Below are 12,221 nucleotides of genomic sequence, written 5' to 3'. Positions count from 1 at the left end.
TCGGCGGGCGCGTTCAGTCCGCCGCTCCCCCGTCTGGCGCGCCCGTGCCGCCGGTTTCCGTGGCGGGTGCGGTCCTGGCGTAGGCGCCCGCGCGGGCCGCGGCCGCGGTGGCGCGGGCGGCGGTGGCGGCGAGGTCCGGGGTCAGGGGTTCGGGGGTGGTCAGCAGGCGGTAGTAGAGCGGGGCGGAGACGGCCCTGATCACCTCGGCGGGGTCGGTGCCGGCGGGCAGTTCGCCGCGGGCCACCGCCGTGGTGACGCACGGGGCCCATTCGGCGACCCGGATCCGGTAGAAGCGGTGCAGGGCGTCTGCGGTTCGCGGGTCGGTGGCGGCCGCCGCGATGACCGCCTTGAACAGCGCGCCCTGCCGGGGGTCGGACAGGGTGGCCCGGACCAGTTCGGCATTGGCCAGGAGGTCCCCGTCGAGGCTGCCGGTCTCGGTGCGGGGCACGGACTCCTCGGCCATGTGGGCGAGCAGGTCCGCGACCAGGCCCGTGGTGGTGGCCCAGCGCCGGTAGACGGTGGTCTTGCCGACCCCGGCCCGGCGGGCCACCTCGGCCAGGTCGAGGCCGGTGAGCCCGGCCTCGACGATGAGGTCGCCCGCCGCCTCCAGGACGGCCGCGCGGACCCGGGCGGTCCGGCCTCCGGGCCGCAGGGTGCCGGGGTCCGCGGGCTGCTCGGCCCGGGCCTCCGCGCCCCGTCCGTCGGGCTGCTCCCCAGGTGCCACTCGATCCACCATAACGGGTCTCCAGTTCCATTAATGCCGTACGGCTGCTACCTTGGAGTCATCTTAAGGGGGCTGTGGTCCCATTAGAGAGCTGGGGGTTGTCATGGACTACAGGAAACTCGGTACGTCCGGCCCGGAGGTCTCCGCGCTGAGCTTCGGAGCGGGCACCTTCGGCGGCTCGGGCCCGCTCTTCGGAGCCTGGGGCGACACCGGAGTACGGGAAGCCCGGCGCATGGTCGACATCGCCCTCGACGCGGGCATCACCCTCTTCGACACCGCCGACGTCTACTCGGCCGGCGCCTCGGAGTCCGTCCTCGGCGAGGCGGTCCGCGGCCGCCGGGACCGGCTGCTGCTCTCCACCAAGGCGGGGCTGCCCACCGGGGACGGCCCCGGGGAGGCCGGCACCTCCGGGCCCCGGCTGGTACGGGCCGTCGAGGAGGCCCTGACCCGGCTGGGCACCGACCGCATCGACCTGTTCCAGCTGCACGCGTTCGACGCGGCCGTGCCCGTGGAGGAGGTGCTGGAGGCCCTCGACGGGCTGGTCCGCGCGGGCAAGGTGCGCCACGTCGGCGTCTCCAACTTCGCCGGGTGGCAGCTCATGAAGTCCCTGGCCGCCGCCGACCGCGACGGCCGCCCCCGCTACACCGCCCACCAGGTGTACTACTCCCTGATCGGCCGGGACTACGAGTGGGACCTGATGCCGCTGGCCCGGGACCAGGGGGTGGGCGCCCTGGTGTGGAGCCCGCTCGGCTGGGGCCGGCTGACGGGGAAGGTCCGCCGCGGCCGCCCGCTGCCCGCCGGCAGCCGCCTGCACGCCACCGCCGACTACGGGCCGCCGGTGGACCCGGAACTCCTGTACGACGTGGTGGACGTGCTCGACCAGGTCGCGGCCGAGACCGGCCGGACCGTCCCGCAGGTGGCCCTGAACTGGCTCCTGGGGCGGCCCACCGTCGCCTCCGTGATCATCGGGGCCCGGGACGAGGAGCAGCTGCGCCAGAACCTCGGCACGGTGGGCTGGTCACTGACTCCGGAGCAGACCGCTCGCCTGGACTCGGTCAGCCACCGCCCGGCCCCGTACCCGCACTTCCCGTACGAGCGCCAGGAGGGCTTCGCCCGCCTCAACCCGCCACTGCTGCCCCGGCCCGCCTGACCGCGCCCCGTACCGGGCCGGACCGCCGGCGACGGCGACGGCGGGCAGAGGCTGCCGCACCCGGTGCCCCGCCGGGGGTGCCGGGTGCGGCTCGTCCGCGTTCAGTCGCAGCAGTCGCAGCAGCACTTGCACGGGTTGCAGCAGCCACCGCCGCCACCCCCGCAGCCGTCGCCCGAGCCACCGCCGGAACCACCGGAGCCGTGACCGCCACCGGAGCCACCCGAACCGCCGGAGCCGTGGCCGCCGCCGGAACCACCGTAGGAACCGCCCGAGTTGCCGCCGCCCCGGCCGCCGTACCAGCCGTCGCCCCCGGAACCGCCCCGGTCCGAACCGCCGCCGCTGTTGCCGCCTCCGCCGCCGAAGTCCCAGGGCTCGCCCTCATCGGCGGAGCAGCGGCAGCAGCTGAAGCACAGCCTGCAATCGGCGCACAGCGGGCGCCACTCGTGGCACCGCCGGCACTGCCCCTCCGGCGGGCGGCCCGACGCCATCGGCCGGCCCTCGGGGGCCGCGCCCGCGAGCGCCCCGACGCCGCAGGCCTCACCGGCGCCGGTACCGGTCCCCGACGAGGGCGCTTCCGTCCCCGTCCGGCGTCCCAGCCAGGGCACCATGCGCAGGCCCCGAGCCTGCGGGCGGTGCTGGTGGTGACGGTGCCGGGGATCGAAGACACGGTCGACGGCACGCTCCAACTCGCCGCCCAGCAGCGCCTGCACCAGCCGCCCGTCGACGAACACGGCATCGGACAGGGCGAGCCGGATGCCGTGGACGGCGTCGTCGCAGAGCCGGCGCACCTCGCCGAGGTCCGCACCGGTCACGGCGATCGGGTTCCACGCACCCGACGCCTCGTCCGCGGCCCGGTCCTCCACGGCGTCCAGCAGATGCGCTAGCCGCCCGAACAGGCGGCCGGCCTCCGCCAGCGGTCCGGCGTTCTCCGGCCGATCCGTGAGCACCGCGGTGTACGCGAAGGCGGCTGCGGTCGCCGTCTCCGTGGGCTCCGTGACCGTCAGCAGCGAGCCACCGGGGCCGGTCGACCGCTCAACCTCCGGCTGGCGCTCGACCGCCCCGATCAGCACGGCGGTGTCGAAGCCGAGCCGTTCGCCGCCTGCGGCACCCGCACGGTCCCAGCCGTGGGCGATCCGGCGGGCCGCCAGCGCCACCGGACGGCGCGCCACCAGGCCGTCGCCGTCGGCCACGTGGTCACGTATCTTCGCCGCGGCCAGCACCAGCGACACCGTCGCCGCCAGCCGCGCACCCTCACCCTGCGCCACGTCCGCCGACCGCATCCCGCGCAGCGGGCACGGACCGGCACCCCGCCGCCAGTCACCCGTACGCTCCGACTGCGCCTCGGTCAGCACCGAAACGATCAGACCGTCGTAGTTCGTGGCCACCCTCGCGAACTGTCCGTACTCGCTGCGCAGAGCGAGGCACAGACCGCACAGATGCGCCATCCACTCGGTACGCAAGCCCTCGCCCAGGCGATGACGGCATGGCCTGATGATTCCGAACACCGAACTTCTCCCCCACAGGAACAGCCACCCGGACGCGCCCGGCCGGACGGATCACGGGCGCAGGACCGCACACGAGCCGCGCGGCACGACGTCAACCGCACGTGACATCAACACGCGGCCGACATCCTAAATGGTTCCCCTCCGGGGAGTGCCTGCCGAGAGACGTCGCACCGGGTCCGCCCGCGGGACCGGTCCGTCAGATCGTGACCGGCCCGCGGGCGGTGGCGAACTCGACCGAGACCAGGCCCGGCTCCTCGTCCTCGACCCAGGTGACGTCGATCTGGTCGAGGGGATGGTCGGCCGGCTCACCGAGGAATTCGGCGATGGAGGCGGCGTCGCCGGCGATGGAGACACCGTGGATGGTGGTGGAGGTGCGCGGGTCGGCGCACGGGCGCTGCTCGTCGGGCACCAGCCACTGCAGGAAGTAGGGCAGCTGCGGGTCCTCCATCAGCTCCAGCAGGCCGATCTGCCTCCACCTCAGGTCGAACCCGTCGGGGCGGACCCGGTGGCCCTCGGACGAAGTGCGGCCGAGCCGGGCCTCGACCGGAGCCATGTCGTCGACGGAGACCACCCAGCCGAGCCAGCCGCCGCCCTCGGCGGCGCGGCGCGCGACCGCCTGGCCGAAGGGTGCCCGGTCGGCGGCGGGGTGGTCGAGTGTGGTGACGACCTCGACGAAGGTGCCGCCGCTCAGCGGGAGAATGAAATTGCGGGTGCCGAACCGCGGGTGCACGCCCCCGTCGACGAACCCGGCGCCGAGGGCCGATCCGATCCACTGGACGGTCGAGACGAAGCTGTCGCGGGCCACCGCATAGGACACGTGATCAAGTCGCACTGCGCCATCATGACCGCACGGCCCGCACAAATCCGCACGCCACGCCCACCACCCCGGGCCACCCCTCCGTGGATTCAGCCGCGGAGCTCAGCGGATCTTGATCGAAGTAAGGTGGTCCGCTGGGCGTGATCACTCAAGAGGGAAGACGGGCAAGAAAGTTGAATCGCATACGCACGACCGTGGCGCTCGGTCTGGTGCTCACCACGGGGCTGGTGACCGGGTGCTCCGGAGGAGCGGACGCCGATGCCAAGGCCGGCGGCGGGGAGAAGGGGAAGGCCACGGAGTCCGCGCCCGCGACGCCGAAGCGCCCCGCCTACCAGGGCAAGCCGGTGCCCGGACTGGCCGCTCAGCCGGTGTGGAGCCTGACGGACCGTGAGGCGGGGAACTGCGCGGGCAAGGCGTCCGACGGGGACTCGTCGGACCGCAGTGTCTGCACGGTCGGGGACGCCGTCATCGTCACCGGCTACCGCAACGGGCAGGAGGGCACGAGCACCCTCACCGCCCGGCTCTTCGACGCCAAGAGCGGCCAGTTGCGCAAGAAGTTCGAGTTCCCGCTCCCCGCGGAGGGCAGCGGCTCCACGTCCTCCCACGCGACGGCGCTCGTGCAGGTGGGCGAGTGGCGGGACGGTTCACCGGCCCTGCTGGTCCGCCATCGTGTCGACACCCCGGCGGGCGGCCTGAAGAAGGCCTCGACCCAGACCGTGCTGACCATGTACGCGCCGTCCGGCGAGAAGCTGGGCAGCTCCTCCTTCGACGGCGACACCCACATGTCCACACAGGTCCGGCACGGCTTCGTCGTGGACACCAGCGACTTCGACGGCGCAAAGTTCATCCCGATCGGCGACGGGGAGACCCTGACCACCAAGGCCTCGCACCTCGATCTCAAGGATGCGGTCGGTCCCGGGCTCGGCTACTCCTCGGAGCAGGACATCTCCTTCCAGCCCTACGCCCGTTGGCTGACCGCCACGGACATCCGCACGGGCAAGAAGGCGTGGAACACCAAGGACCTCGCGCCGCCGGCCGCCATCGCCAAGCTGGTCACCTCGACCACGGCGACCAGCGCGCGGCTGATGCCGTTCCAGGGCGACAAGGCCCTCCTCGAATGGTCCTCGTACGGCGATTCCAACGCGGTCATGACGCTGATCGACGTCAAGAGCGGCCGGCGGCTCGCCGAGGGGCCGGGCATCGACACCAACGGCACCGGCGACGACGACGGCCTCGCCGTCTCCCCGGACGGCAAGACCGCCGTGGTGCAGTACGGCAAGGGCGCGGTCGCCTGGAACACGGAGACCGGCAAGGAGCTGTGGCGCCAGGCCGCGGACGAGGTGAGCATCACGCCGCGCGCCCTCCCGGGCAACGGCGTCCTCTACGCGTACCTGGACGGCGTCGGGGCCGCGCTCGACGCCCGCGACAAGAAGCTGCTGACCTCCGGAATCCAGGAGATGCCGCAGTTCACGACGAACGGGTACGCCACCGTGCGCAGCGCCGGGGGCCTCTTCGTCTTCGCCGCCCAGCCCGTCTGACGGGGTGCCCCGGCCCCCGGTTCAGGGGGCCGGGGGTCCGGCGGGGCTGCTCAAGCCGTTCGGGTTCGGGCGGAGGGCCGGGAAGGGCGGTGCCGGTGACGGCGATCCGCAGGAGGGCCGTACGGCTACGGTCGCTCGCCCGGTGCTTCCTCGATCACGTGCACGGCCGCCTCCTCCGCGGAGGCGGCTCCGCCGTCGACCCCGGCGTCGCGGGCCAGGACGGCGATGTGCCGATCCGGCGGGCCTTCCCCGGCCGAGGTCATCCGGCCGGACCGTTCCCGGCCCGCCGTGGACGCGTCGCCGTGCGGATCGCCGCTCATGTCCTCCTCCCGGCCGTCGCCGCCGTGCCCGTCGGCGGCGGGCAGGTCCTCTCCCGGAACGGCTTCCGAACCGCGGTACGCATCGCCACCGGCCGGTTCCGGCTCCTCCTGCGCGAGCCGCTGGTCGAGGGTTTCCCCGGCGTACTGCTCCCCGGCGGTGGTGCCGTGCCGGGCGACCGCACGGGGACGCGAAGGCGGCGCGTAGCCGGTGTCCAGGGTCTGGTCCAGGTCCGGTTCGCCGAGGGCGTTCGCCATGTCCGGCTGCAACTCGCCGGGCTCGGCTTCCTCCGCCGGCTGGTACACGTCGTCGCCCCGGGCTTCGCTCTCGCTCATGGGCTGCGCCTCCCTTCCGAAGCTCTCCGGCCGCCGTTCGCGCGTCGGGGCGGACCGTACGAAGTCCTGCCGCGGACCGTCCGGCGCCCGGACGGACTCCGCTCGGACACGCGTCTTCCCCGAATCCGGACCCGCACGCCAGGCGGTGCGGGCCGGTGGTCCGGCGGGCCTCATGCCGACAGCGGCACATGGGCGTGGACCGTCTTGCCGTTCCCGCGCACCGGGCGCACGGCCACCTCGGAGGCCAGGGTCCGGACGATGCGCCAGCCGTAGCCGCCCTCGGCCCCGGACGGGTCCAGCGGACGCAGACGGGGCGGGGTGGAGCTGGTGTCGGTGACGTCGATGTCGATGCCGTCCGGCGCCCAGGTGACGTCCAGGGCGCAGGGGCCGCGGGTGTGGCGGACCGCGTTGGTGACCAGCTCACTCACCACCAGCAGGGCGGCGGCCTCCGCCTCGGCCGGGACCCGGTGGCCGGACAGCAGCACGTCCTCCACGAGGCCGTGCACCTCGTCCCGCGCCCGTGCGGGTGCACCCGCACCACCGCACTCACAGTGTCGTCGTACCGCGGATTCCATCCCCACCTCCTCTCGCACTCGCCGGACAACGCACCCCGACCCCGACCCTGCGCCTGCCCGCGTCCCCGCCCCGCAACTCCACCCGGCCCGGTCCGGTGCCGGCCGGGGTCAGCGGAGCGGACGCCCTGCGACGAGCAGGTTCTCGTTCTCGTCACGGGTGACGAAGAGGCCCGAGCCGGCCGCCGAGGTGTGCTGCGGGATCTCGACCCCGGCGCCCAGCACCTTGGCGTCACCGGTCGCCGTCCTCAGGTCGAGCCGCACGGTCACCCGGTCGGAGGCGTCGCCCTCGACCGTGCCGTAGGCGGTGCCGTCATCGGCGATGGCGCCCACCGCGATCGTCTTGCGGTTGCCGTCGCCCTGCAGGCAGACGCCCTGCTTGCGCTCCAGGTCGAAGGCGACGGGGCCGGCGGCGAGGAAGCGGCCCGAGGGCGAGGCGACGACCGGGTAGTCGCGGGAGTTGCCCTGGGAGGTGCCGGTGGGGAACTCCTCGTAGGCGCACTCGGTCCGGGCGAGCAGGCTGCCGGAGCCGACCTCGTGCACGGACCACACGGTCGGCCCGTCCGAACCGTTCTTCTCGGTGCCGTGCCACTGGGCGACGAACCGGCCGCCGGCCACGCCGTAGACGTCACCGTTCCAGGCCTCGGAGAAGCCGAAGGAGCCCGTGCGCGCGGCACCCGGCGGCAGAACGGCGTCGCTGAACCAGACGCCCGGGACGCCGAAACCGTGGCCGAGGCCGACCAGCGGGCCCTTCGGGCCGGCTGCGACCACGCGGCTCCAGCCGCATTCCAGGGACTTCCCTTCGCACTGCTTCAGCAGCCCGGCGGGGTGCCCGTACGAGGTGACCTTGCCGCTGGCCAGGTCGACGGCGGACCCCCACCTCGGGTAGCGGCCGTGGCCGCCGTGGGCGACCAGGACCCGGCCGCCGTCCGCGCTCACCCGCCAGCCGTCGTTGTCCGCCTTCACCTGCACGGGCACGTCGATCTCCCGCAGCGGCTTGCGGCCGGTGGCGGGGCCGTCGGCGGCGTCGAAGACGGCGAGGCGGATCACCTCGGTGCCCTCGTGCAGGTCGTCCTTGCCGACCGTGCCGTGCGCGGACACGACGACGAACCTCCGGCCGTCCTGCTCGACGCCGAGCACGGTGGGGATGTCGTCCTTGTCCGCGTACTCCAGCGGCAGCGGCGGGGTCCAGACCGCCGAGGTCCAGAGGACCTTTCCGGTGCCGGCGGCCCTGGTCCGCACGGCGAAGCCGCCGGCGTCACCCACCGTCAGCACGGCCACCGCCGCGGCACCCGGCAGGACCGCCACGGGCGGCTCCGCGTGCTCCGGGACCCAGGGCAGGGACTCGTCCCACCCCTCGGCACCGTCGTAGGCCGGCGGCACGGCCAGTCTGGCCGGTGGCTTCGCGTCCCCGCTCGCCGTGCCGCCGGGACGGCGGGTGTCGTCCGTGCTCGGCGCGTCGCTGCAGCCGGCCAGCAGGGCGGCCGTCAGCACGGCGGCCAGAGCGGCCGTCGTCTTCGTCACGCGCATGGGTGCTCCCTCACAAAGAATGATCAAAGAGCGCCGAGCCTAACAAAATGACGAACAGTCAATTCCCTGGGCACGTTGGGCACGTTGGGCACGTCCCGGATCCCCCGACGCCACCCGGGCAGCGCGGTGACACTCAGGCCGCCGTGCGGCCCGCGTTGAACGGGCTGGTGTCGAGGTGGGCGAGCAGGTCGGCGGGGTGCCGGTAGACGGCCCGGGCGCCGGCCGCTTCGAGGTCGCGCTGCGGGATGCCGCCGCTGAGCAGCCCCACACACGTGACGCCGGCGCGGGAGGCGGCCTGCATGTCCCAGACGGTGTCGCCGACGAACACGGCACTGTGCGCGGGTGCGTCGGCGAGGTCGAGGGCGTGGTGCACCGGGTCCGGTGCGGGCTTGCCCTCCTCGACGTCGTCGGAGCTCGCCGTCGCGGTGATGGCGTCGTCGGCGTCGACGGCCCGTCTGAGGGCGCCGAGTTCGTCGTCCCCGGCGGAGGTCACGAGCACGACCCGCCAGCCCCGTCCGTCGAGTTCGCGCAGGAGGTCGCCCGCCGAGTCCAGCGGGGGCAGGCGGTCGAAGTACGTCCCGTAGAGGGTGGTGTGGGCGGCGCCGAGCCCGTCGTCCTCGCTCCGGTCCCGGTCCTCGCCGAGGAGGTGTGCGAGGAGGTCCTCGCCGGGGAGTCCGATCGCGCGGTGGATGTCGTGCATCGCGACGTCGTGCCCGGCCTGCCGCAGGGCCTCCCACCAGCAGACGACGTGCAGGTGGTTGGTGTCGGCGAGGGTGCCGTCGACGTCGAACAGAGCGGCACGGTTCATGTCCGCCTCCCGTGGTCCTCGGCTCTCGGTGCCGCTCACGGCGGCGGACGCCCTCACAGCTCGCCCAGGGCCGGGAGCAGCTTGGTGGCGGCCCAGTCCAGGAAGGGTTCCTGCCGGTCGCCGCCGATCTGTACCAGGGCGATCTCGGTGAAGCCGGCTTCGGCGTAGGGGCGTACCGCGTCGACGAACGCGTCCACGTCGTCGCCGCAGGGGATGGCGTCCGCGACGTCCTCCGGCCTGGTGTGCCGGGCGGCCTGGGTGAAGGAGGCCGGACCGGGGAGTTCCGCGTTGACCTTCCAGCCGCCCAGTGCCCAGCGGAACTGGTCGTGCGCCCTGGCCACGGCCGCGTCGCGGTCGGGGTCGTAGCAGACGGGGACCTGGCCCACGCGCGGCTTGCCGGAGCCTCCGTGGGCGTCGAAGGCGGCCAGCAGCTCCTGCTTCGGTTCGGTGGCGATGAGCAGGTCGCCGTGGCGGCCCGCCAGCTCGCAGGAGCGGTCTCCGGACACGGCGATCCCGATCGGGGGCGGAACGTCGGGGAGGTCCCAGAGGCGGGCGTTCTCGACGTCGAAGTGAGCGCCGTGGTGGCTGACGGTCCCGCCGCCGAACAGGGAGCGGATGATCTCCACGGCCTCTTCGAGCAGGTCCAGGCGGACGTGGGCCGCGGGCCAGCCCGCGCCGACGATGTGCTCGTTGAGGTTCTCGCCCGAGCCCAGGCCCAGCCGGAAGCGCCCCTGGGACAGGAGCTGCATCGTGGCGGCCTTCTGGGCGATCACCGCGGGGTGGTAGCGGAAGGTCGGGCAGGTCACGTACGTCATGAGGGGGATACGGGTGGTGGCCTGCGCGGCGGCGCCCAGGACGCTCCATGCGTACGGCGCGTGTCCCTGGGCTTCCAGCCAGGGGAAGGAGTGGTCGGAGATGACGGAGAAGTCGAATCCCGCCCGCTCGGCGCCCACCACGTGGCCGACCAGTTCCCTGGGCCCGGCCTGCTCGGTCATCATCGTGTACCCGAATCGCACCATGGGGGGCGCCTTACCGCTGCGGCCCCGATGAAACGTACCGGAGTGTCCGCCGCGTCAGGCCGGGTGGCCGGCCTCCAGGTCCGCCAGCTCGCGGTACCGGAGCAGGGGCGGCGGCGGGCCCTCGGACGGCGGGCACACGTCCACGGGTGCGAGGAGGAAGCCCACGTGGTCGCCGCCGTCGATGCGCCCCTCGATCCGGCCGGTGAACCAGGTGGGAACCTCCAGGACCGGACTGCCCGACGTGCCCGCCCGCCAGGCGACCTGCGCGAACTTGTCCGTCCGGTCGCCCGTTTCCCCTCCGAAGAGCTCGGCGAGCGCACGGTCCTGCCGGCGGAGGAGGTGCACGGTGAGGTACTCGGCCCGGCACGCGACGCGGTAGGTGCGGTTGGCCGTCGACAGCCATACGGTGAACCTCGGCGGGTCGATGGAGCACTGCGAGGCGAAGCCCACCAGGCAGCCCGCCCGCTCGCCGCCGGACGCGGCGGTGACCACGTGCACCGGGCCGTCGAGATCATCGGTGAAGGGGTCGAGATCCGTCACAGCGCCTCCTTGCCAGCCGGGTGACCGCCATGACCCGCGCCTGCCCCTCCGAAGGCTCGGCATCCGGAACCCGGCCGGTCTTCGGAGGATCGTACGCGGCGCCCGTCGGGGCCGCAGTCCGTGCCGGCGGCGTCCACGGTCTCGAGGGCGGCCACGTCGTTCGGCACCGCGTCCGCCGGGGCGCCGGGGGTGTGGCTGAGGACGACGACGAGCACCTTCCGGTCCTGGTCCCCGAGGTCCACGCTCAGCCGCTTCCGGGGGCGCCCTGCGAGCCGGTGTTGAGGAGGGCGAGTCCGAGATGGGTCAGCGTGTGGAGGGCGGCCTTCCGTTCCCTGGTGAGGGCGGTCAGTCCGGCGCCGCGCAGGGTGGTGGCGTGCTCGCTGGCGCTGGCCGGTGATATCCCCGCCCTGCGGGCCAGCTGCGTCGTCGTGCACGCGGGATGGTCGGCTATCACGCACAGCACCACCGCCCGGGTGCGGCCGAGCAGCGCGGACAGGGCAGGGGGCACCGGGGCATCGGCCCGGCGTGCTACACCGGGAGGAGCCCACAGACCGGCTGCGTCGACCGGATTGTGCAGCGCCGGATACACCATGACCACGGCATCGGCGTACGGGCCGGCGAACAGCTGCGGAACCGGCCCGCAGAACACCGACGGGGCCAGGACCAGCGGGCGGCCCGCCAGGTGGAAGTCGGCGACCGGGTGGAAGAGCGGCCGGTAGTCGGGGACCTCCAGTACGGGCGGCTTCCAGAGGGCCATCGGGCACAGGCTCTCCAGCAGTGCCGTCACCCCGCCCTGCACCATCAGCCGTCCCCGGAGCGCCACCTCGCCGTCCAGGTGGCTGTGGATGCGTCCCCAGTACGAGGCGACTGCCGCCTCGTGGCAGTCCTGCAGCGCGGCGGCGAGCCGTTCCACGGACCGGCGCTCGGCGGCCACCAGCCCGGAGAGCCACGGTGCCCGTCGCCTGCCGGCGGTCGAGCAGACGGCGAACTCCTCGCGCAGACGCCCCTGCGGTGCACCGAGGAGCCGGTCCAGCCCCTCGGCCATGCTGCCTGCGGCCCCCAGCAGGGTGAACAGGTCCACCAGTCCCCCGGCCGGCGAGCCGAGGAACGTGGCGACGTACGGCCCGTCCCCGGTGACGAGCCGGCCCGTGCGCGCCCGCCAGCCGCCGAACAGCACTTTGGCGTCACGCCGTTGGAGGTTCCACAAGCCGAGGGCGGTCTCCGCGAGCGGGCCCAGAACGTTGATCTTCACCCGCGACAGGTCCTCCGCGGTGAAGTGCAGTCGCAGCACTCCCATCTCCCCCTGCCCCTGCCCCTGCCCCTGCCCCTTTCGAAAGGCTTCCCCCCGGCCTCGTTTCGGGGCAG

The 12,221-nt window shown here is 73.8% G+C and carries 13 protein-coding genes; 2 read left to right on the top strand and 11 right to left on the bottom strand.

Going from position 1 to position 12,221, the window contains the following annotated elements; translation table 11 throughout:
• Positions 1-13 precede the first annotated feature (13 nt).
• The gene (locus LG634_RS06605; protein ID WP_226732684.1) at positions 14-724 is read right to left on the bottom strand and encodes a TetR/AcrR family transcriptional regulator; all 711 of its coding nucleotides are present in this window, start codon (positions 722-724) and stop codon (positions 14-16) included.
• A gap of 103 nt (positions 725-827) precedes the next feature.
• On the opposite strand from LG634_RS06605, the gene LG634_RS06600 reads away from it, so the two are divergent.
• Positions 828-1,874, top strand: coding sequence for an aldo/keto reductase (locus tag LG634_RS06600; protein ID WP_226732683.1), 1,047 nt, complete (start codon positions 828-830; stop codon positions 1,872-1,874).
• Positions 1,875-1,975: 101 nt separating this feature from the next.
• Here the strand turns inward: LG634_RS06600 and LG634_RS06595 are convergent, their stop codons facing one another.
• A complete protein-coding gene (locus LG634_RS06595; protein ID WP_226732682.1) occupies positions 1,976-3,379 on the bottom strand; it encodes a DUF5685 family protein in 1,404 nt (467 codons plus the stop codon).
• Positions 3,380-3,575: 196 nt separating this feature from the next.
• Positions 3,576-4,211, bottom strand: a complete 636-nt coding sequence (locus tag LG634_RS06590) for a VOC family protein (RefSeq protein ID WP_226732681.1) — start codon at positions 4,209-4,211, stop codon at positions 3,576-3,578.
• Positions 4,212-4,369: 158 nt separating this feature from the next.
• On the opposite strand from LG634_RS06590, the gene LG634_RS06585 reads away from it, so the two are divergent.
• The gene (locus LG634_RS06585) at positions 4,370-5,734 is read left to right on the top strand and encodes an outer membrane protein assembly factor BamB family protein (protein ID WP_226732680.1); all 1,365 of its coding nucleotides are present in this window, start codon (positions 4,370-4,372) and stop codon (positions 5,732-5,734) included.
• A 125-nt stretch (positions 5,735-5,859) separates the two neighbouring features.
• On the opposite strand, the gene LG634_RS06580 is transcribed toward LG634_RS06585, so the two are convergent.
• From LG634_RS06580 to LG634_RS06545, 8 genes are all read right to left on the bottom strand, one after another.
• Positions 5,860-6,387 carry a DUF5709 domain-containing protein gene (locus LG634_RS06580; protein WP_226732679.1) on the bottom strand — a complete coding sequence of 176 codons (528 nt, stop codon included), beginning with the start codon at positions 6,385-6,387 and terminating at the stop codon, positions 5,860-5,862.
• A 170-nt stretch (positions 6,388-6,557) separates the two neighbouring features.
• Complete coding sequence (locus LG634_RS06575) at positions 6,558-6,881, bottom strand: ATP-binding protein (protein WP_308072319.1); 324 nt, start codon at positions 6,879-6,881, stop codon at positions 6,558-6,560.
• 189 nt (positions 6,882-7,070) lie between these two features.
• Positions 7,071-8,489 (bottom strand): hypothetical protein, encoded by a 1,419-nt coding sequence (locus LG634_RS06570; protein WP_226732677.1) that lies wholly within the window; start codon positions 8,487-8,489, stop codon positions 7,071-7,073.
• Between the two features lie 133 nt (positions 8,490-8,622).
• Positions 8,623-9,297 (bottom strand): HAD family hydrolase, encoded by a 675-nt coding sequence (locus LG634_RS06565; protein ID WP_226732676.1) that lies wholly within the window; start codon positions 9,295-9,297, stop codon positions 8,623-8,625.
• 53 nt (positions 9,298-9,350) lie between these two features.
• Entirely contained in the window at positions 9,351-10,316 is a 966-nt protein-coding gene (locus LG634_RS06560; RefSeq protein ID WP_226732675.1) for an LLM class F420-dependent oxidoreductase, read from the bottom strand.
• Positions 10,317-10,370: 54 nt separating this feature from the next.
• Positions 10,371-10,856 (bottom strand): flavin reductase family protein, encoded by a 486-nt coding sequence (locus LG634_RS06555; RefSeq protein WP_226732674.1) that lies wholly within the window; start codon positions 10,854-10,856, stop codon positions 10,371-10,373.
• Complete coding sequence (locus LG634_RS06550; protein WP_226732673.1) at positions 10,853-11,098, bottom strand: hypothetical protein; 246 nt, start codon at positions 11,096-11,098, stop codon at positions 10,853-10,855. Before LG634_RS06550 ends, LG634_RS06555 begins: the two co-directional genes overlap by 4 nt.
• Before the next feature lie 2 nt (positions 11,099-11,100).
• On the bottom strand, positions 11,101-12,153 hold the full coding sequence (locus tag LG634_RS06545) for a winged helix-turn-helix domain-containing protein (RefSeq protein WP_226732672.1): 1,053 nt from the start codon (positions 12,151-12,153) through the stop codon (positions 11,101-11,103).
• Positions 12,154-12,221 lie beyond the last annotated feature (68 nt).

Origin of the sequence: Streptomyces bambusae (genome assembly GCF_020532645.1) — a bacterium.
GTDB classification, from domain to species: Bacteria; Actinomycetota; Actinomycetes; order Streptomycetales; family Streptomycetaceae; genus Streptomyces; species Streptomyces bambusae.
The sequence above is the reverse complement of the archived record's forward strand: the minus strand, read 5'-3'. Positions and strand labels throughout refer to the sequence as shown.